At 58.8% G+C, this 19937-nt stretch carries 17 protein-coding genes; 15 read left to right on the top strand and 2 right to left on the bottom strand.

What is annotated here, in order from left to right:
- Positions 1-208: 208 nt before the first annotated feature.
- A complete protein-coding gene (locus tag EYC79_RS01190; protein WP_130976947.1) occupies positions 209-1309 on the bottom strand; it encodes a saccharopine dehydrogenase family protein in 1101 nt (366 codons plus the stop codon).
- Positions 1310-1431: 122 nt separating this feature from the next.
- Between EYC79_RS01190 and EYC79_RS01185 the strand changes: the two genes are divergently transcribed.
- Positions 1432-1863: an Lrp/AsnC family transcriptional regulator gene (locus EYC79_RS01185; protein WP_130976946.1), complete on the top strand. Its 432-nt coding sequence runs from the start codon at positions 1432-1434 to the stop codon at positions 1861-1863.
- Positions 1864-1904: 41 nt separating this feature from the next.
- Here the strand turns inward: EYC79_RS01185 and EYC79_RS01180 are convergent, their stop codons facing one another.
- A complete protein-coding gene (locus EYC79_RS01180) occupies positions 1905-3566 on the bottom strand; it encodes an alpha/beta hydrolase (protein ID WP_418121596.1) in 1662 nt (553 codons plus the stop codon).
- A 746-nt stretch (positions 3567-4312) separates the two neighbouring features.
- Here EYC79_RS01180 and EYC79_RS01175 point away from each other — a divergent pair.
- From EYC79_RS01175 to EYC79_RS01110, 14 genes are all read left to right on the top strand, one after another.
- Positions 4313-4621, top strand: coding sequence for a Dabb family protein (locus EYC79_RS01175; RefSeq protein ID WP_062438998.1), 309 nt, complete (start codon positions 4313-4315; stop codon positions 4619-4621).
- 413 nt (positions 4622-5034) lie between these two features.
- Entirely contained in the window at positions 5035-5304 is a 270-nt protein-coding gene (locus EYC79_RS01170) for a hypothetical protein (RefSeq protein WP_112952272.1), read from the top strand.
- An 89-nt stretch (positions 5305-5393) separates the two neighbouring features.
- A complete protein-coding gene (locus EYC79_RS01165; protein WP_062425741.1) occupies positions 5394-6065 on the top strand; it encodes a response regulator transcription factor in 672 nt (223 codons plus the stop codon).
- Positions 6055-7455, top strand: a complete 1401-nt coding sequence (locus EYC79_RS01160; RefSeq protein WP_130976945.1) for an ATP-binding protein — start codon at positions 6055-6057, stop codon at positions 7453-7455. The genes EYC79_RS01165 and EYC79_RS01160 overlap by 11 nt, the downstream gene beginning before the upstream one ends.
- Positions 7456-7587: 132 nt before the next feature.
- Entirely contained in the window at positions 7588-8043 is a 456-nt protein-coding gene (locus tag EYC79_RS01155; RefSeq protein ID WP_111847992.1) for a hypothetical protein, read from the top strand.
- Between the two features lie 239 nt (positions 8044-8282).
- A complete protein-coding gene (gene ccmI / locus EYC79_RS01150; RefSeq protein WP_130976944.1) occupies positions 8283-9428 on the top strand; it encodes a c-type cytochrome biogenesis protein CcmI in 1146 nt (381 codons plus the stop codon).
- Positions 9425-9892: a cytochrome c maturation protein CcmE gene (ccmE, locus tag EYC79_RS01145; RefSeq protein ID WP_062425737.1), complete on the top strand. Its 468-nt coding sequence runs from the start codon at positions 9425-9427 to the stop codon at positions 9890-9892. Before ccmI ends, ccmE begins: the two co-directional genes overlap by 4 nt.
- Entirely contained in the window at positions 9889-11880 is a 1992-nt protein-coding gene (locus EYC79_RS01140) for a heme lyase CcmF/NrfE family subunit (RefSeq protein WP_130976943.1), read from the top strand. The genes ccmE and EYC79_RS01140 overlap by 4 nt, the downstream gene beginning before the upstream one ends.
- A complete protein-coding gene (locus EYC79_RS01135) occupies positions 11877-12341 on the top strand; it encodes a cytochrome c-type biogenesis protein (protein WP_130976942.1) in 465 nt (154 codons plus the stop codon). The genes EYC79_RS01140 and EYC79_RS01135 overlap by 4 nt, the downstream gene beginning before the upstream one ends.
- A gap of 156 nt (positions 12342-12497) precedes the next feature.
- Positions 12498-14048, top strand: coding sequence for a Do family serine endopeptidase (locus EYC79_RS01130; RefSeq protein WP_062598355.1), 1551 nt, complete (start codon positions 12498-12500; stop codon positions 14046-14048).
- A gap of 309 nt (positions 14049-14357) precedes the next feature.
- Positions 14358-15035 carry a response regulator transcription factor gene (locus EYC79_RS01125; RefSeq protein ID WP_200924739.1) on the top strand — a complete coding sequence of 226 codons (678 nt, stop codon included), beginning with the start codon at positions 14358-14360 and terminating at the stop codon, positions 15033-15035.
- A 3-nt stretch (positions 15036-15038) separates the two neighbouring features.
- Positions 15039-16451, top strand: a complete 1413-nt coding sequence (locus tag EYC79_RS01120; protein ID WP_113225312.1) for a sensor histidine kinase — start codon at positions 15039-15041, stop codon at positions 16449-16451.
- Positions 16452-16544: 93 nt separating this feature from the next.
- Positions 16545-19550, top strand: a complete 3006-nt coding sequence (locus EYC79_RS01115) for a bifunctional [glutamine synthetase] adenylyltransferase/[glutamine synthetase]-adenylyl-L-tyrosine phosphorylase (RefSeq protein ID WP_130976940.1) — start codon at positions 16545-16547, stop codon at positions 19548-19550.
- Positions 19550-19927: a VOC family protein gene (locus tag EYC79_RS01110; RefSeq protein WP_130976951.1), complete on the top strand. Its 378-nt coding sequence runs from the start codon at positions 19550-19552 to the stop codon at positions 19925-19927. The genes EYC79_RS01115 and EYC79_RS01110 overlap by 1 nt, the downstream gene beginning before the upstream one ends.
- The last annotated feature ends 10 nt before the right edge of the window (positions 19928-19937 follow it).

Genomic DNA, 19937 nt, shown 5'->3' with positions numbered 1-19937 from the left:
TCTTCAACATGTCCCAATGAATCATAAACCCCTAGCTCACGCCAGGGGTTTGTCAGCAGTCTGAGCCGACCTCAGGGTCGGCTTTTTGCGTTTCTGGAGCGAGTTTCCGAGTGCGTTCATAGGCAATCAAAAGGCTGGAGCGAAGTTTCGATCGCGCCAGCCTCGGAAACCTGTTCTAACTTTCTACTGAGAGAGGCGAGGGTACCTGTCAGCCGACCTTTGCCAGACCTTCTCGCGGCACATAATACTGGCCGAAGCGGTTGGCGAGGAAAGCATCGAGAGCCACATCCTCCTGCTTGACGAAGCCGCGCAGCGGCAGCTTGTCTCCGGCAAGAAGGTCGAGAACCGTGCAGATGCCTGCGGCAGTGGTGATCTGGATCGCGCTCATCATGCGCCCGGAGACAGGACCGGCATAGATCTTGTTGGCGTAGGTCTCCTGCATGAAGCGACCGTTCTTGGTGCCGCAGACGGTGACGAACACGATGACCACATCCTGCATGGTGGCGGGAAGGGCATTTTCGAAGAGGTCTTTCAGCACGTCACGACGGTTGCGCAGGTTAAAGTCGTTGAGAAGCGCCTTCATGATCGAAACGTGGCCGGGATAGCGGATCGTCCGATAGTTCATGGTCCGCACTTTGCCTTCCAGCGTGGCGGCGAGCGTGCCGAGCCCGCCGGATGTGTTGAAGGCTTCGTAGGTCATGCCGTCGAGGGAGAACTCCTCGCGCTCTTCCAAGGCTGGAACGGCCGTCAGGCGCCCTTCGACGATCGCCTCGCATGGCTCGATGTATTCGTTGATCAGGCCGTCCGTGCTCCAGGTGAGATTGTAGTTCAAGGCGTTGGACGGGTACTGCGGCAGAGCGCCAACGCGCATGCGCACACTGTCCAGTTTGTCGAAGCGCGATGCCAGATCGGCAGCGACAATGGAAATGAAGCCCGGTGCCAGGCCGCATTGGGGAATGAGAGCTACCTCCGACGTTTCGGCAAGCTTCTTGACCTTGCGGGTGGATTCCACGTCTTCGGTGAGGTCGAGATAGTGGGTGCCGACCGCAACGGCTGCCTCGGCAATTCCCGCAGTAAGATGATAGGGAGCGGCTGAAAGAACCGCGAACTTGTCCTTCAACAAGGCCTGAAGGCTCAGGCGGTCGGTGATATCCACCACCTCGGTGTCAATCCGCTCATGGGATGGGACATTGGCCAGTTGATCGACCGCGCGGTCGGCAACGGTAATGCGGTAGTCGCCGGTAACCGCAAGCATCCAGGAAATAGCCGAGCCGATATTGCCAGCACCAACGACAGCGATATGTTTCATGATCCGTCCCCTCAAGACATGTGTTGAGGTAACAGAATGCCGCTTCCACGAGACGATTCGTAGCTTCACTTTGTTCACATGGCCGTATAAATTTGTGCATACCGCCAAAGGGAATGCGCATAATGACAATCACCGATAAAGACCGCGCCTTGCTGTCGCTGCTTGGAAGCGATGCCCGCATGCCCGTTGCCGAACTGGCGCGTAAGCTTGGCCTGTCGCGAACAACGGTCCAGGCCCGCATCGAGCGGCTGGAGGCAGAAGGCGTCATCGCCGGCTACGGCCTGAGACTGTCGGAGAACTACTTGTCCGGGCTGGTGCGCGCCCATGTGCTGATCACGATCGGCCCCAAGGCATTGGCAACCGTCACCGTCGCACTGTCCGCCATCAAGGAAGTCACGACACTTCACTCCGTCAGCGGCACTTTCGACCTGATTGCGATCCTTGCCGCTCCCTCCATCTCCGATCTGGATGGGCTGATCGACAAGATCGGCGCGCTGGATGGAGTGGAGCGCACGCTCTCATCGATTATCCTGTCGACGCGCATCTCTCGCTGAGGCGCTATCCAGCCCGGCTCAGTCCGTTATTCTCCGAGGTCTTATGCCTCGTCGAGGCTTCCACGGCGGGCCTTGAAGAACACCTTCAGTCGTTGAAGATCGTCCGCGCTCCAGCCTTCCGGTGCTGTCACCTCCATCCATGCATCGATGTAGTGTTCGGGAGCGTAGACATGGCCGTAGCCCATGGGCGCGGTAGTTGCGGCAGCCACGTCCAGCGTCAATTGCAGGAAGGTGACGAGTGGGAACCAGCGGAACGAGGAGGAGACATCGCGGCCGCGGGGCTGGTTCATCCATTCGGGTCGCCGATAAACCGATGAGGTCTGGAAGAAGGTGATCGGGTCGCTTGCATATTGCAGATAGACGATCCGCATCGGGCCCCAGGCAACATTCGGCATCGTCGCTGTTTGATACTGGTCTGCAAATCGGATGACGGACGAATCGCGAAACTTCGGCAGCCATTCCGGCGTGCCGGGCACCCGCCCATTGGTCGCCATCCGCCATGTGGGGCTTGCGAAGGGCGGTCCGCTCCACAACGCGCCTTGAAACGGATCGGCCAGCACGTCGAAGAGGTCGGAAGACTTCTGGCTGTTCAGCGCGCCGAGGCTAAGCCCATGAAGATAGAGCTTCGGTCTCGTCTCTTTCGGCAGCGTCGTCCAATAGCCGTAGATTTCCTCGAACAAGGCGCGTGCCGTTTCGACCCCGTAATCCGGTTCGGTCAGAAGAGCGATCCAACTGGAGAGATAGGAATATTGCACCGAAACGCTGGCGATATCGCCATTGTGGAGATACTCGAGGGTATCCAGAGCCTCGGGATCGATCCAGCCTGTGCCGGTCGGTACAACGACGAGCAGAGCGTGGCGCTCGAAGCCGCCTGCGCGTTTCAACTCTTCGAGCGCAAGTTTCGCCCGCGCAGCTGGCGTATCCGCGGAATTGAGCCCGGCATACACACGGATCGGCTCAAGCGCGGCTTTGCCGGTGAAGCTCGAAATCTGCTGCGCTGTAGGGCCCGTCGCCACAAATTCCCGTCCGCGTCGGCCGAGCGATTGCCACGTCATCAGGGAAGTGTCGCTGCCGGTCTTCAATTGGTCCGTCGGTTGCGGAACGTCCGGCTCGATCAGGCTATCAACCTGTTTTAGCGAACTGTCAGCAAATCGCAGGCCGATGTCGAAGATCAGCCCGTTCAGTGCCATCCACGCGAGCGCGATCGCCGCAACGGCACTGACGACATTTGCCAGCCGACGCGGCAGGAAGCGACGACTGCGCAAGGCCAACAGGCGACGAACGAGTTGGAAAAGGCGCCCGAAACCAATCAGGATTGCTGCAACGGCGATTGCGATCGCCCCTGTCCTGAACGGGTGGCTGCTATCGAGCGGGCTCATCTCCATCAAGATACGGATGGAGTTCTGCCAGGTGGCCGCCTGCCAAAGAAAGCCGACCGCAGCGATGGCGGCGGCAAGCGACAGGACGAAGCGGACACCGCGCCGATCATGCCGGGAAAGCTGCGGCAGCTCCAAATAGAGGTAGACCTCCTTCACCACCACGCCGATGAGGTACCCGATGGCAAAGGAAAAGCCACAGAGAACGCCTTGCATGACGAAGGTGCGCGGGAGAAGCGAGGGCGTCAGCGACGCACAAAATAGCAATGTCCCGAAGACGATGCCAGTGCTGGACAGCGGTCCGATGAAGCGCCTGATCCACCGCAATAGTATGTTCCTCCAAGGACTTGGGAACCACGGGAGACCGGCCCCAGCTGACCGCGTGATTTGCGGTCTAGGCGCCAGTTTAATACGAGCTTTGCGACGGTGGAAAGAATCGGACGCAACAAAAAGCCCGCGACAGACGATCATCATGTCGCGGGCTATTTCCATCTCCCGGAGCACACCCTAAGGCGTGCAAGCGGCGATCACTTTTTTGGAGACTGCGAAGGCTTTGGCTGGCTGCCACCTTCGCGCATCTGCCGCCATTCGCTCTCGAGGCGGTCGTAAATGTTCTGGGGAATTGTCGCTGTCATGGCATTCCTCCTGACTGGGTTGATGCAGCTCCATTAGCGGGCTCTGAAACCAAGTAAGAGGGTGAGAGGTTCCCAGATTCAAGCAATAATTTTCTCTTAAATCGGTTCGCAGATATTAAAATCGATTAAGAAATTTTCAAATCGATTTAACTGGCGCTGCCAGCATGTGGAAAATCCGCGACTTGCCGAAGGTCGCTTTTCGAAAACCCCATCCGATCATCCGCTGACCCTGATTCCCGGTCGTCACAAGCCGTTTCGCCAGCTTCAACCCGCTCCGCAAGAGGGGACAGTCGCTGGCCTTCTTCGTAACTAAGAGACCGGCTGAGAAAAGGCGCCGCGTGACATCCACCCGGTAAGCTGGATTGAACCCGTTGCGGCAGGATGATAGGCGATTGCTCCAGTGTTCTGCCGCGACGTTCAATTGACAGGTGCATGCCCATGATCCGCCACATCGTTTTCTTCACCGTTCCTGAAGCCAATCGTGACGCCGTGCGCAAGGGACTTTCAGGCCTGACGGCCATTCCCCACGCTTCGAAGCTCGAGATCGGCGAGAACGTCAAGAAGGACCAGTGGGGCAACTCGGTCGACTTCATCGTCTACGGCGAGTTCGAGAGCCAAGAGGCGCTCGCCGCCTACAAGGCTGACCCAGCCTATGATCTATCCACCAGAACCGTAAAGCCTCTCCGAGATACGCGAATTGCAGCGGACTTCGATGCCGATAAAGCGGTGACCTCTCCGATCACATAAGGTATCTGCGAGGTCAACCGCAGGGAATGCTGATTGCCAAAGCATAAGTGGCTGATAGAACTCGTATTTTTCAGAAAGCATGCCGCCGCTTGGGGTTGTGTTCAACTGGTTTCTTAACGAGGAGACTCAATCTGTTAAGTCCCGGTCGCAAGTGATTCAGAAGACTCAACGAAATGGCAAAGGAAAGCCGCCGCGGGCTCATGGCTGCCGCGATAAGAACTCTCTTCATTTTACGCAGCAATGGTTACATATCTCTGAAAAGATGATGGTGCTGCTGCTTCGGTCGGGTTGCTATCCCCAGCTTGAACGGACGCAAAAGCCCACATTCATTTGCCATTCAGACGCTTTGGGCTAAATATTGCCTCAACAAACTATTTCGACGTGCATCCGACTTTTGGTGGAAGTTTTTGCAAATGGCATCACCTCTAATCATCGCGACGCTTGCAGCCGGAATGTCCGGCTTCCCCGCGCCGCAGGCTGATTTGCGGGCCGGTGCCGTCGAGGCGCCGATTGTTCGCGTTGCGAGCGACTGCACCGGCGCCGTCTCCCGCGTCGTTCGCGAAACCGGTGGACAGCTCCTGTCCGTCTATCCGTCCGGCGACGGTCAATCCTGCGTCGTCACAGTTCTGGTGCAGGGCAATGGCGAGCGCCCCCGCAAGGTCACGATGCGCGTGCCGATGTAGTTGAACCTTGATCGAAATCTCCATACATCTGCGATAGACAAGTATCGAATGCCGGCTCTGCTGCCGGTTGGACTGAAAAGGGGCAGACGATGCGCATTCTCGTGGTCGAGGACGATACCAACCTCAACCGACAACTGACCGACGCGCTGAAAGAAGCGGGTTATGTGGTCGATCAGGCGTTCGATGGCGAGGAAGGTCACTACCTCGGCGATACCGAGCCCTACGACGCGATCGTGCTCGATATCGGCCTGCCGCAGATGGATGGCATTACCGTTGTCGAGAAATGGCGCTCTGCCGGCAAGTCCATGCCCGTCTTGATTCTCACGGCACGTGATCGCTGGAGCGACAAGGTGGCGGGTATCGACGCTGGCGCCGACGATTACGTGACAAAGCCCTTCCATGTGGAAGAAGTGCTTGCGCGTGTGCGTGCGTTGATCCGTCGTGCCGCAGGCCACGCGTCTTCCGAGATTGTCTGTGGTCCTGTCAGGCTCGACACCAAATCATCCAAGGCAACCGTCAATGGCGTGACCTTGAAGCTGACCTCGCACGAGTTCCGGCTGCTTTCCTATCTCATGCATCACATGGGTGAGGTCGTCTCGCGCACCGAGCTGGTCGAGCACATGTACGATCAGGATTTCGACCGCGATTCCAACACGATCGAAGTTTTCGTTGGACGCTTGCGCAAGAAGCTGGGTGTTGACCTCATCGAGACCATTCGTGGTCTTGGCTACCGGATGCAAGCGCCGCAAGATGCGAAGTAATTCACTCACCGCCCGCGTTCTGCTACTCGCCTCGGCATGGTCTGTGCTGGCGCTGGTGGTGATCGCGGTGGTGATTTCGACGCTCTACCGCCAGGGTGTCGAGCGCAGCTTTACCGATCTGTTGCGTGCCCAGCTCTATAACGTCATCAATTCCGTGACGATTTCCAATGAGAACACGCTGGCCGGCAGTCCGCAGCTCGGAGATTTGCGTTTCTCCCAGCCGGATACGGGATGGTACTGGCTCGTGGAGCCGCTCGGCAACTTCCAGACTGCACCGCTGGTCTCCTCATCACTTGGCGCCTCCAAGCTTGCCGTTCCCAGCATTCTCGATGTGCCCTTCGACAACCGCTATGAACGTTATTACACGCTGACCGATCAGGCCGGAAACCGCATTCAGGTGGCCGAGACCGAAGTCGTGCTGGATGGTGAGGGCAGGGCTGCACGGTTTCGCGTGACCGGCAATCTGAACGTCGTCGAAGACGATGTGCGCGACTTTTCCAACAGCCTCTATCTGGCGCTCGCGGTCTTCGGCGTCGGTAGTCTCGTGGTCAACGGTCTCGCCATCCTCTACAGTCTTCGCCCGCTCGATCATGCACGCGTGGCGCTTGGCAAGATTCGCGGCGGTGAGGCCGAGCGGCTGGAGGGTGAATTCCCGCGTGAAATCCAGCCGTTGGCGCATGAGATCAATGCGCTGATTGAAAGCAACCGCCGCATCGTCGAACGCGCGCGCATGCAGGTTGGCAACTTGGCTCACTCGCTGAAGACACCGATCGCAGTGCTATTGAACGAGGCGCGCACGCTGGACAATCAGCACGGCGATCTGGTGCGATCCCAGGTGGACGCCATGCAGGCGCAGGTCCAGTCCTATCTGTCGCGGGCCCGTATCGCCGCCCAGCGCGGCTCGATCCTGGCGCGAGCTGAATCCGAACCGGCGCTGGAGCGCCTTATACGGGTGATGCGGCGCCTCAACCCCGACAAGGCCTTCGAACTCGATCTTCACCAGCCAGGCACGCTGCTGGCCATGGAGCAGCAGGATCTGGAAGAGGTCGTCGGCAACCTTCTCGAAAATGCTGCCCGCTTTGCGGACAAGCGTATCGTCGTTCGCATGACAACCGGCAGCCATCCGTCCTCCGATCCAGATATCACCCGCCGTGCCTGGATCGAATTGACGGTGGAGGATGATGGGCCTGGTCTAGAGCCCGACCAGATCACCGAGGCGCTGAAGCGCGGGCGACGGCTGGATGAAAGCCGGCCCGGCACCGGTCTTGGACTGTCGATCGTCAGCGAAGTGGTTTCCGAGTATCACGGAAAATTCACCCTGTCGCGCAGCGAACTCGGTGGATTGAAGGCCACACTGCTTTTGCCGGGCCTGTCGAAAGAGCTTGCTTAAGACAAGCGAAAAGGCAATTAATTCAAGCCGGAAGAGTGATGACGATGTGCCTGATGATGCGCGGCATTGCGGCGTTGCTCAGCAGGTTTCAGTGATTAGACGTTGGCAAGGAGTAGTATTTTGATGGAAGCGATGTGCAGTGCAGGTGTGAGAGCAACAGGGTCTCGCTTGGCGCGACCTGCCGTTCTGTCCCTGATTGTCGTTTCCGTTTTAAGCTCCTGCACGACATCCAATACGCGCGGACCTGCAAGCGGCGGAGGCCTTTTCAGCGGTCGCGGATCGTCTTCCGTCTCCTATATCGCCAACCTCCAGGGCGGCATCGTGTCGCGCAGCGGCATCCAGTTGAGCCGCGGCGATTACAACAAGGCTCTGGAGGCAGAGTATCGCGCGCTCGAGACCGCGCCCGGCGGACAGGCCGTGACCTGGAGCGGCAGTGCAAATGGTGAGGTCATCGCCAACGCGCCCTATCAAGTCGGCAACCAGAATTGCCGTCAATATTCCCACACCATCAACGACAATGGTCGCGAGGCGAAGGTGCGCGGGGCGGCCTGCCGCAACGCGGATGGAACCTGGACACCGCTCACCTGACGTCTGCCCCCGCGGGATCATTTCGATAGCGCGCGCGCGCGGGTTCTTGCCTTGCTGTCGGCGCTCGCGACGGGGTCCTGGGTCATCGTCCTAGCGGAAGGGAATTCTTCCATTTGACTTGTGTCAAGGAAGTCGTACGTCTTCCTGTGAGAGAACGTCGCGCGGCCGATGGCTTCAAATTCGTGTCATCCCGTTGCGGCTTGTTTCAAAGCGGCGCGCATTCGAGTAGTTGAGTGGGAATGTTCTGGATTCTCGTTGCCATATTGACGGCGGCTGTCGCCATTATTCTCACCCATCCTTTGATGCGCAGCAAGCAGTCTGCCATTGTCGATGGGGAAGGGGAGGTTGCCGTCTATCGCGATCAGCTGGCAGAGCTTGAGCGCGAACGCGCATCCGGCCTGATCGGAGAAACGGAAGCGGAATATGCGCGCGCCGAGATCGGGCGACGCCTTCTGGCTGCGGCGTCGGGAAAGAGTGAGCAGGACACTGCCTTGACCGCTCGCCGACATAGTGTGATCGCAAGCCTTGTAACGGCGGCTTTACCGATCACAGGGCTCTGTCTTTACTTGTTCATGGGAAGCCCCAATCATCCGGACATGCCGCTGGAAGCACGTCTGGAAAATCCCGGCAGCGATATGAACCTTTTGATCGCCAAAGCGGAACGCCATCTGGCGCAGAACCCTGCGGACGGTGCGGGATGGGATGTGCTGGCGCCGATCTACTTCAAGACGATGCGCTTTGGCGATGCCGAAATGGCCTACCGAAACGCCATCCGCTTGCTGGGCGATAACCCCGAGCGATTGACCGGATTGGCCGAAACACTTGTCACGGCCAATCAGGGCATCGTCACGCAGGAAGCTCAATCCGCCTTCGCCGATGCGGAGAAATTGCGGCCCGGCAATCCGCGAGCGCGCTTCTATCTGGCGCTTGCGCTGGAGCAAGCCGGCAAGAAGGATGAGGCGCGCGACGCATTCGCGGCGATCTTGAAGGCTTCTCCCGCTGGCGCGCCCTGGATACCGCTCGTTCAGGCCCATCTTGAGGCAACCGGTGGCGATGCGGCAGTTGCTGCCGTGCCGAAGCCCGAAGCACCGGGCAATCCGACGGCTGAGGATATAGAGGCTGCCAACGCCATGGCACCAGAGGATCGCCAGGCGATGATTGCCGGTATGGTCGAGAGTCTGGACGGCAAGCTTCGTGAGCAACCTGACAATTTTGAGGGCTGGATGCGGCTCGTACGCTCTTATGCCATGCTCAACAATGACGGTAAGGCGAAGGAAGCACTGCAAAACGGGCTAAAGGCCTTTCCGCCGGACGGCGAGCAGGGCAAGAAACTGCTCGCCCTGGCGCAGCAACTTGGAATTCCCGCCGACGGAGTGACGCAATGACGCGCAAACAGAAGCGATTGGCGATCATCGGCGGCGGCGTGAGTTTCATCATGCTGGCTGTCTTTCTGGTGATGTTCGCCTTCGGCCAGTCCATCGCTTACTTCTATATGCCGGTTGATCTCGAAAAGACCTCCGTGGCGCCAGGCACGCGTATCCGCCTCGGCGGCCTGGTGGCCGAAGGATCGGTCAAGCGTGGGGAAGGCCGCACCGTCAGCTTCACCGTGACGGACGGCTCCGGAAGCGTTCCAGTCAGCTACACCGGCATCCTGCCGGATCTGTTTCGCGAGGGCCAAGGGGTAGTGACGGAAGGTGTTTTCGATGCTGCGACCCACGCCTTCATGGCAGATAGCGTGCTTGCCAAACATGACGAGAACTACATGCCGAAGGAAGTGGCCGACCGGCTGAAAGACAAGGGGCTTTGGCAGCAGACGCAAGATGGCAACAAGACCGGGGCGACCAAATGATCAGTGAAATCGGTCACTACTGTCTCATCCTTGCGCTCGCGGTTTCCGTGGTCGTCTCCATCCTGCCGGTTATCGGCGTTCGTCGTCACGATCGCGGGCTGATGGATGTCGCGTCCACCGGCTCTCTTCTGATGTTTCTCCTGGTTGGTCTCAGCTTCGGTGCGTTGACGCACGCCTATGCGGTGTCCGACTTCTCGTTGAAGAACGTCTTCGAGAACTCGCATTCTTTGATGCCGATGATCTACAAACTGACCGGTGTCTGGGGCAACCATGAAGGCTCTATGCTTCTGTGGCTGCTGATCCTGGTGTTTTTCAGTGCGCTGGTTTCCGTCTATGGCCGCAATCTGCCCGATACGTTGAAAGCCAATGTGCTCTCGGTCCAGGCCTGGATTAGCACGGCCTTCCTGCTGTTCATTCTGTTGACCTCCAATCCGTTTCTGCGGCTCGACCCTGTGCCGGCTGAGGGACAGGATCTGAACCCCATCCTCCAGGATTTCGGTCTCGCCATTCATCCGCCGCTGCTTTACCTCGGCTATGTCGGCTTTTCCGTCTGTTTTTCCTTCGCCGTTGCCGCCCTCATGGAAGGCCGCATTGATGCCGCCTGGGCGCGCTGGGTGCGTCCATGGACACTGGCTGCCTGGACCTTCCTGACGGCGGGCATCTCCATGGGCTCTTACTGGGCCTATTACGAACTTGGCTGGGGAGGCTGGTGGTTCTGGGACCCGGTCGAAAATGCCTCCTTCATGCCCTGGCTTGCGGGAACAGCACTTCTGCATTCGGCGCTCGTCATGGAAAAGCGCGAGGCGCTGAAGATCTGGACCGTCCTTTTGGCGATCATGACCTTCTCGCTGTCCTTGCTCGGCACTTTCCTCGTCCGCTCCGGCGTGCTGACGTCGGTGCACGCCTTCGCCACTGATCCGAGCCGCGGTATTTTCATTCTCTGCATTCTGATGGTCTTCATCGGCGGCGCTTTTTCGCTCTTTGCATGGCGCGCTCCGACGCTGAAGGCAGGCGGTCTGTTTGCGCCGATTTCGCGCGAGGGCGCATTGGTTCTCAACAACCTGATCCTGACGGTGTCCACCGCCACGGTGCTGATCGGCACGCTCTATCCGCTGGTTCTTGAAACCCTGACAGGTGAAAAGATCTCTGTCGGCGCGCCCTTCTTCAACATTACCTTCGGCCTGTTGATGATCCCGATTCTGATCGTCACCCCCTTCGGTCCGATGCTTGCCTGGAAGCGTGGCGATCTTCTAGGCGCCTTCCAGCGGCTCTACGTGGCCGCGGCTCTTGCGGCTCTCGCAGGACTGGCGCTCTGGTACATCCAAAATGGCGGGCCGGTATTGGCAGCGCTTGGCATAGCTGCAGGCTTCTGGCTGATCTTCGGCGCGCTTGCCGATCTCTGGTACCGTGCCAATTTCGGCAAGTTGACGCTTGGCGTTGCTTTTCGCCGCCTGAAAGGTCTGCCTCGCTCGGCCTTCGGCACGGCGCTTGCACATATCGGCCTCGGCATCACGGTGCTTGGCATCGTCACCGTCACCACATTCGAGACGGAAACCGTGGTTGAGATGAAGCAGGGCATGGTGGTGGAGGCGGGCGGCTATAGCCTGACCTTTGACGGCATCCGTCATCACGTCGGCCCGAATTACACCGAAGATCGCGGCCACTTCACCGCCCGTAAAGCGGGAGTGGAAGTGAGAGACGTCTGGTCCTCAAAGCGCCTCTATACCGCGCGCCGCATGCCGACGACAGAAGCCGGCATCATGACCTTCGGTCTCTCACAACTCTATGTGTCCCTCGGCGATCCGATGCAGGATGGCGGTATAGTCGTGCGCATCTGGTGGAAGCCCTTTATCCTCTGCATCTGGGGCGGCACAGTGTTTATGATGCTGGGGGGCTTTATCTCGCTCTCCGACCGTCGCCTGCGTGTGGGCGCGCCAAGTCGCAAGTCAAAGCCTTCGAAAGCGGCAAGCCTGGAGCCGGCGGAATGAGAGCGATGCTCGCAAGATTATCGTTGCTCATCATTCTGGCGCTCAGGGCCTTTCCCGCCTCCGCTTTCAACCCGGACGAAGTGCTTTCCGATCCTGTGCTCGAAGCACGGGCGCGTAACCTTACGGCCCAATTGCGCTGCATGGTCTGCCAGAACCAGTCGATTGATGACAGCAATGCGGAGCTTGCCCGCGATCTGCGTCTTCTCGTGCGCGATCGTTTGGTCAAGGGTGACAGCGATGATGCGGTGATCAACTATGTCGTCTCGCGCTATGGCGAATTCGTGCTGTTGAAACCGCGTTTCAGCGCAAGGACTCTGGCTCTATGGGGGGCGCCGATCGGTCTTCTTCTGATAGGCGGAGTGGCGGTCTTCGTCTTTTCCCGTCGCCGTGCCGCGCTCTCGGAAGGCCAGAAATTGACGGCTGATGAAGAAGCCAGGATCCGCGACTTGCTGGAACGCTGAGGTTTGCACCGCCATATCGCTCGATGCGGCAATATTACTAATTTTTCATAAGGCAGACACTTCGCTGTAAGGTGGGAGTTCCTATATCTTTTGTCATCCACCGCTGCTCCGATCCTCCTCGGAGGCTCCAGTCAGATGAAGAAAGAAGGAAATCAAATGTCTCAAATGCAAAACGGACGCTCTTCGTTGAAGACAGTTCTGAAGTCTTCGGCCGTCGGCGGTCTTGCCGCGCTGATGCTGACCACCGGCGCCGCTGGCCCAATCGCCCGTTCCTTTGCAGCACCTGTCGAGGTGAACGCACCCCAGGTACCGAGCTTTGCCAGTGTTGTTGACGCCGTTTCTCCCGCGGTCGTTTCGGTCCGCGTCAAATCCAATGTCGAGCCGGTTTCTGACGACAGCAGCGGTTTTTCCTTCGGCGGTCGTGGTCTGGATCAGCTTCCTGACGACCATCCGCTCAAGCGCTTTTTCAAGGAATTCGGTGGCCCCGGCGCAAATGAAGACAAGCGTGGCCCCAATCGCCACCGCGAAGGTAAAGGCCCGCTGCGCCCTGTCGCTCAGGGCTCCGGCTTCTTCATCTCGGAAGACGGCTACATCGTCACCAACAATCACGTCGTCGACGACGGCTCCGCCTATACGGTGGTGCTCAACGATGGCACCGAATACGACGCCAAGCTTATCGGCCGCGATCGGCGCACCGACCTTGCCGTGCTGAAGGTCGATGTGAATCGCAAGTTCACCTATGTGCAGTTCGCCGATGACAGCAAAATCCGCGTCGGTGACTGGGTCGTGGCTGTCGGTAACCCCTTCGGTCTTGGCGGCACGGTAACCTCCGGTATCGTCTCTGCCCGTGGCCGTGATATCGGCTCCGGCCCTTATGACGACTACCTGCAGATCGATGCGGCCGTGAACCGCGGTAACTCCGGTGGCCCCGCCTTCAACCTCAATGGCGAAGTCGTCGGCATCAACACCGCGATCTTCTCGCCTTCCGGCGGTAACGTCGGTATCGCTTTCGCGATCCCCGCATCCGTTGCCAAGGATGTCGTTCAGGATCTGATGAAGGACGGTAAGGTCGAGCGCGGTTGGCTAGGCGTACAGATCCAGCCCGTCAGCAAGGATATTGCCGAATCGCTCGGCCTCTCCGAAGCCAAGGGTGCGCTCGTCGTGGCTCCGCAGCCGGGTTCTCCCGGTGACAAGGCCGGCATCAAGCAGGGTGATATCATCACCGCGGTTAATGGCGATCCGATCAAGGATGCACGCGAACTGTCCCGCCGTATTGGCGCGCTGGCACCCAACACCAAGGTCGAACTGTCTCTCTGGCGCGATGGCAAGTCGCAGTCGGTCAGTGTCACCTTGGGTGATTTGGCAAATGATGACGCGTCTGCAGGTGCCCAGGGTCAAAACGACAATGATCGCGGCGGTCAGTCTTCCAGCGAGAAGGCTCTCTCCAGCCTAGGCCTGACGGTTGCTCCTGCTGAAGATGGCAAAGGTCTTGCGATTACCGATGTCGATCCGGACTCCGACGCCGCAACCCGCGGGCTCAAGACGGGCGAAAAGATCACTTCGGTCAACAACCAGCAGGTCGCATCCGCCGCCGATGTCGAGAAGGTTATCAATCAGGCCAAGAAGGACGGCCGCACCAAGGCTCTCTTCCAGATCGAAACCGAGCAGGGCAGCCGCTTCATCGCCCTCGACATCGACCAGGGTTGATAGGGAAGAGATACGAGAGGGGCGCTTTGCCCCTCTCTTTTGTTAAGCCGTAGAACAGCAAGGAGCCGCGTATATCTGCGGCGGCTTCGTATTTTACGATCGATAATCCGGTGGCCGGCTCTCGGCCATCCAAGGCCGAAGTCACCTGGAGCGGCACGCCGCTTATTGCAAAGGTGGCAGGCCAGGCAGACAGGAGACATCATCATGGCCGAACTCATAAGGCAATCCGTGGAAAGTCATCTGCATAATGCTGCGGGCGAACCTCTTTCCAGTTGTGCGCTGGATGATATCGACGTTAATGTTCCCCACATGAAAATACTTGTTATTGAAGATGATTTGGAAGCCGCCGCCTATATGACGAAGGCATTCCGTGAAGCTGGTATTGTTGTCGACCACGCCAGTGATGGCGAAAGCGGCCTGTTTATGGGCTGCGAAAATGTTTACGACGTTATGGTCGTCGACCGCATGTTGCCGCGTCGTGACGGCCTTTCCGTTATTTCGGAATTGCGCAGAAAGGGTGTCGAGACTCCCGTGCTCATTCTCTCAGCACTTGGTCAGGTGGATGACCGCGTAACCGGCCTTCGCGCCGGTGGCGACGATTATCTTCCCAAGCCCTATGCCTTCAACGAGCTTCTTGCCCGGATCGAGGTGCTTGGTCGCCGCAAGGGCAAGCCCGAGCAGGACATGATCTATCGCGTCGGCGATCTCGAACTCGACCGGCTTTCACACGACGTGCGCCGTAACGGCAAGGAAATCCTGCTGCAGCCGCGTGAGTTCCGCCTGCTGGAATATCTGATGAAGAATGCCGGCCAGGTGGTGACCCGCACCATGCTCTTGGAAAATGTCTGGGATTATCACTTCGATCCCCAGACCAATGTCATCGACGTGCACGTCTCGCGCTTGCGCTCCAAGATCGAAAAGGATTTCGACAAGCCTTTGCTTAAGACGATCCGCGGTGCTGGCTATATGATGAAGGACGAAGGCTAAACGATGCCTTCGCGCTTGCGCCTTCTTTTCAGCTCCACTGCTGTCCGTCTTTCCGCGCTCTACATTCTGCTGTTTGCGCTTTGCGCGGCGTTTCTCGTCTTCTACGTCACCGCACTTTCGGAACGTCTGCTGAACCAGCAAACGCGCGATGCCGTGCTGCAGGAGGTCAACGACGTTCAGCGCGTCTATGAGCGTGGCGGGATCAATCCGCTTTTGCGGATGATGGAACGACGCGCCCGCCAGCCGGGTGCAAGCCTTTACGTCATCGCCGGACCCAATGGTGAAATCCTCGGCGGCAACGTTGCCTCGGTACAGCCCGGCGTGTTTGACAATGAAGGCTGGACCGAATTTCCTTTCACCTATGAGCGCTACTCCGAAAGCGGCGACAGCGTAAAACACCTTGCCACTGCCAATATCTTCGTCCTCGACAATGGCCTCCGCATTCTCGTCGGCCGCGATTTGGGCGAGCCCACGAAGTTCCGGCTGCTGGTGCGCAGCGCGCTGATGGTGGCGCTGGCGATCATGGGCGGCGGTGCGCTCATTATCTGGTTTGCCATCGGGCAAAACGCGTTGAAGCGCCTTGATCGAATGTCGGCCGCAACGAAGAAAATCATGGCGGGCGATCTCTCGCAACGGCTTCCAGAGGGCAGATCCGGCGATGAATTCGATCGGCTTTCCGGCTCGCTGAATGCCATGCTCGGCCGCATCGAAAAGCTGAATGAGGGCTTACGTCAGGTCTCCGACAACATTGCCCATGACCTAAAGACACCGCTGACGCGACTGCGCAACAGGGCCGCCGATGCGCTTGATGATCCGGACGACAACAAGCGGCGCGCGGCGCTGGAAGGCATCATCGCCGAATCCGACCAGTTGATCCGCACTTTCAATGCGCTTTTGATGATCTCGCGCGTCGAGGCCGGCTCGATTGCCGCGGAGATGACCGACGTGGATATCTCTGCCATTGCCGAAGACAGCGCCGAACTTTACGAACCTGTGGCCGATGAGGAAGGCTTGACCTTGACTGCGGCCATCGAGCCCGGACTGGTCGTACAGGGCAATCGCGAACTGATCGGTCAGGCACTGACTAATCTCATCGACAATGCCATCAAATATTCGGCTGGGCATGACGGTGAAAAGCGGCTTGTCGTAAAGCTTGGTCGAAGCGAGGAAGGCATCATCCTTTCGGTTGCCGATACAGGCCCGGGCGTTCCAGCTGAAAAGCGCGCCGAGGTGATCAAACGCTTCGTACGACTGGATGAGAGCCGTTCCAAGCCCGGAACTGGCCTCGGTCTCTCGCTGGTGGAGGCGGTGATGGAGCTTCACAGCGGTGAACTGCGTCTCTCGGATACCGATCCGGGCAATCCAGCGTCGCCTGGTCTCACCGTGTCCATGGTCTTTCCGGCGTCCAAGCCGTAAGGTTATGTCTCTTTCCCTGAAGCCTGTGGCACGCACAGTGGTGCAGGGAGAGAAAAAGCCCGTCCAACAGGGTGACATGCAGGAGGAGAGACCATGACAGATGCGGTATCCGCAGCAACACGGCTTGATGAAGTGCAACCAGGAACGATCCGTGCGCTCACCCAAACCGAACTGAAATCCGTTCTCTCGTCTCTGAAAGACATTGCCAAGCGCGAACCCGCAATCACCGAAATGATGGCGGGCGACAGCCCGCTCAAGGATTTCGTCGCCAACGCCTTCACCTTGTCTCCCTACCTGCGGGATGCGGCGAGCGCCGACGAGAGGCTGCTGACGCTCGCTGTTTCTGAGCCGGTCGAGACATCGCTCGGCAGACTGGTCGAACAGGCCCGCAATTGCTGGCGACCGGGTGAGGATGGCGCCATTCCGACGGAGGCGGAGGTGATGACAACGCTGCGCGTCGCCAAACGCCGCCTGTCCTTCATTGCAGCCTTGGCCGATCTCGGCCGCATCTTTACCGCCCGCGATACGACACGATGGCTGAGCGACATGGCCGACGCAGCGTTATCGTCCGCAATCGATCATCTGCTTCTCGCCAACCATAATAGCGGCAAGGTCACGCTTAAAGATCCGCAAGCACCGAGCGAAGGCTCGGGTCTCATCGTACTCGGCATGGGCAAGCTCGGCGCGCGCGAGCTCAATTATTCCTCCGATATCGATGCTGTCGTGTTCTTCGAGCCCATGGCTGGCATCGTGCCCGATCCGCTGGATGCGCTCGAGATCTTTGGGCGGATGATGCGGCGGCTGATCCGTATCATGCAGGAGCGTACCGCCGACGGCTATGTGTTTCGAACCGACCTTCGCCTTCGCCCCGATCCCGGCTCAACACCGCTCGCCATACCGGTCGATGCGGCGCTGCTTTACTATGAGGGCAGGGGGCAGAACTGGGAGCGGGCGGCCTATATCAAGGCGCGACCTGTGGCAGGTGACATCAAGGCGGGCGCGGGCTTCCTGCGGGAACTGACTCCCTTCGTCTTCCGCAAATATCTCGATTACGCTGCAATTGCCGATATCCATTCCATCAAGCGACAAATTCATGCGCATAAGGGCCACGGGGCGATTGCGGTGAAGGGACATAACGTCAAGCTTGGACGCGGCGGCATTCGCGAGATCGAATTCTTCGCCCAGACGCAGCAATTGATCGCAGGCGGGCGCATGGCGCCCTTGCGTGTCCGCTCGACCGAAGAAGCGCTTGCGGCACTGACGGATGCCAAATGGATCGACGCGGAGACGCGTGACAGTCTGACCGAAGCCTATTGGTTCCTGCGCGAGGTCGAACATCGCATCCAGATGGTTCGCGACGAGCAGACGCATATCCTGCCGGATACGGAAACCGAATTGAAGCGCATCGCCTTCATGCTCGGCTTTGCCGACACCAAAGCATTCTCCGAAAAACTGGAGGACGTGCTGCGTCTGGTGGAGCGCCAATATTCCGCCCTCTTCGAGCAGGAAACAAAGCTGTCCGGCGAGAGCGGCAACCTTGTCTTCACCGGTCAAAAGGATGACCCCGACACATTGAATACGCTGGAGCGGCTCGGCTTTGAACGTCCTGAAGACATGTCACGGGTGATCCGCACCTGGCACAATGGCCGCTACCGCGCGACACAATCGGTCGAGGCGCGCGAAAGACTGACCGAGTTGACGCCGGACCTGCTGAAGGCCTTCGGCGAGAGCAAACGCGCCGACGAGGCGCTGCTCCGCTTCGACAACTTCCTTTCCGGGCTGCCGGCGGGCATCCAGCTCTTCTCCCTTCTGGGTAACAATCCGGCGCTGCTGTCGCTGCTGGTCACGATCATGTCGTCCGCCCCGAGACTGGCGGAAATCATCGCGGCACGACCGCACGTCTTCGACGGCATGCTCGATCCGGCGCTGATGACCGAGATCCCGACGCGTGATTATCTCTCCCAGCGCATGAAGGGCTTTCTCTCGCCTGCGCGGCATTACGAGGACATTCTCGACCGGCTGCGCATTTTTGCTGCCGAGCAGCGCTTCCTGATCGGCGTTCGGCTCTTGACCGGTGCGATTACCGGCGAGGTGGCGGGCCGCGCATTCACTCACCTTGCCGATCTCGTGGTCGAAGCGGCTTTGAATGCCGTCCTGGTCGAAATGGCGACCACGCATGGCGCTTATCCGGGCGGGCGCGTCGCCGTCATCGGCATGGGTAAGCTCGGCTCTTTTGAACTGACCGCCGGCTCCGACGTCGATCTCATTCTGCTGTATGATTACGACGACGGGGCTACCGAATCTAACGGCGCCAAGCCGCTCGATGCGGTGCGCTACTTCACGCGGGTCACCCAGCGATTGATCGCGGCTCTTTCCGCCCCAACGGCCGAAGGCGTGCTCTATGAGGTCGACATGCGCCTCAGACCTTCCGGCAACAAAGGACCGGTGGCGACCCGCATCTCGACTTTCGAAAAATACCAGCGTGAAGAGGCCTGGACGTGGGAGCATCTTGCGCTCTCCAGAGCCCGACTGATCTGCGGTGACGCAACCTTGATTGCAGATGCCGATCGGATCATTGCCTCGGTCCTGTCGCAAAAGCGAGACGTCGCCAAGGTCGCCGCCGACGTTCGCGAGATGCGCCAGCTGATCGACAAGGAAAAGCCTGCCGAAAGCCTCTGGGATTTCAAGCTCATCCCCGGCGGACTGGTCGATCTGGAATTCATTGCGCAATATCTGACACTTGTCGCGCCGGCAAAGGGTCTGCCTCTGCATGAGCCGGGAGAGAGCACATCCGATGCGCTCAAACGCATGGCCTCAGAGGCGATGGAGCCCCAGACACATGACGATTGCATCGAAGCAATGCGGCTCTTCACCGAACTATCGCAGATCATAAGGCTGTGCATCGATACGGATTTTGATCCGAAACAGGCGCCTGCGGGTTTGATCGATCTCGTTTGCAGGGCGGGTGATTGCCCCGATATTGCGACGCTGGAGGGTGAGATAAAGCGTCTGTCGAAAGCCGTCCGCAAGGCTTTTTTGGCGGTCGTGTCGGGAAACGATGAGGCTGGATTTCGGGTTACGCTTTCAGGAGAAAGATGATGATTGGGTACACCATGGTCGGCACCAAGGATCTTGATCGTGCCGTGGTCTTCTATGATGCAATTTTTACGGAAATGGGCTTCACACGATGTTTCAAGGACGATCAGGTGTCGTTCTGGGGTGACAAGGTCAATGTCGAAGCGCCTCGCTTTGCAACCGGCTACCCATTCAACGGAGAGATCGCCAATGTAGGCAATGGTGGCATGACAGCATTCCTAATCGATAGCACCGTCAAGATCGACAGACTCTATGCTATTGCAATGGGCCTCGGTGGTTCTGACGAAGGTCCGCCCGGTTTGCGTCCGCATTACGGCAAAGGGTTCTACGCTGCGTATCTCCGTGACCCAGACGGCAACAAGATCGCGTTTGTCTGCTAAGACGTACACA

Source organism: Agrobacterium cavarae, assembly GCF_004310285.1.
GTDB lineage: Bacteria > Pseudomonadota > Alphaproteobacteria > Rhizobiales > Rhizobiaceae > Agrobacterium > Agrobacterium cavarae.
The sequence above is the reverse complement of the archived record's forward strand: the minus strand, read 5'-3'. Positions and strand labels throughout refer to the sequence as shown.

What these genes read in the sequence shown, in the direction of transcription:
- EYC79_RS01125 (WP_200924739.1), top strand. Translation starts at nt 14,358, where the DNA reads ATGAAAATACTTGTTATTGAAGATGATTTGGAAGCCGCCGCCTATATG.
- EYC79_RS01130 (WP_062598355.1), top strand. Translation starts at nt 12,498, where the DNA reads ATGTCTCAAATGCAAAACGGACGCTCTTCGTTGAAGACAGTTCTGAAG.
- EYC79_RS01170 (WP_112952272.1), top strand. Translation starts at nt 5,035, where the DNA reads ATGGCATCACCTCTAATCATCGCGACGCTTGCAGCCGGAATGTCCGGC.
- EYC79_RS01160 (WP_130976945.1), top strand. Translation starts at nt 6,055, where the DNA reads ATGCGAAGTAATTCACTCACCGCCCGCGTTCTGCTACTCGCCTCGGCA.
- EYC79_RS01135 (WP_130976942.1), top strand. Translation starts at nt 11,877, where the DNA reads ATGAGAGCGATGCTCGCAAGATTATCGTTGCTCATCATTCTGGCGCTC.
- EYC79_RS01185 (WP_130976946.1), top strand. Translation starts at nt 1,432, where the DNA reads ATGACAATCACCGATAAAGACCGCGCCTTGCTGTCGCTGCTTGGAAGC.
- EYC79_RS01155 (WP_111847992.1), top strand. Translation starts at nt 7,588, where the DNA reads ATGTGCAGTGCAGGTGTGAGAGCAACAGGGTCTCGCTTGGCGCGACCT.
- EYC79_RS01165 (WP_062425741.1), top strand. Translation starts at nt 5,394, where the DNA reads ATGCGCATTCTCGTGGTCGAGGACGATACCAACCTCAACCGACAACTG.
- EYC79_RS01175 (WP_062438998.1), top strand. Translation starts at nt 4,313, where the DNA reads ATGATCCGCCACATCGTTTTCTTCACCGTTCCTGAAGCCAATCGTGAC.
- ccmE (WP_062425737.1), top strand. Translation starts at nt 9,425, where the DNA reads ATGACGCGCAAACAGAAGCGATTGGCGATCATCGGCGGCGGCGTGAGT.
- ccmI (WP_130976944.1), top strand. Translation starts at nt 8,283, where the DNA reads ATGTTCTGGATTCTCGTTGCCATATTGACGGCGGCTGTCGCCATTATT.
- EYC79_RS01120 (WP_113225312.1), top strand. Translation starts at nt 15,039, where the DNA reads ATGCCTTCGCGCTTGCGCCTTCTTTTCAGCTCCACTGCTGTCCGTCTT.
- EYC79_RS01110 (WP_130976951.1), top strand. Translation starts at nt 19,550, where the DNA reads ATGATTGGGTACACCATGGTCGGCACCAAGGATCTTGATCGTGCCGTG.
- EYC79_RS01140 (WP_130976943.1), top strand. Translation starts at nt 9,889, where the DNA reads ATGATCAGTGAAATCGGTCACTACTGTCTCATCCTTGCGCTCGCGGTT.
- EYC79_RS01115 (WP_130976940.1), top strand. Translation starts at nt 16,545, where the DNA reads ATGACAGATGCGGTATCCGCAGCAACACGGCTTGATGAAGTGCAACCA.
- EYC79_RS01190 (WP_130976947.1), bottom strand. Translation starts at nt 1,309, where the DNA reads ATGAAACATATCGCTGTCGTTGGTGCTGGCAATATCGGCTCGGCTATT.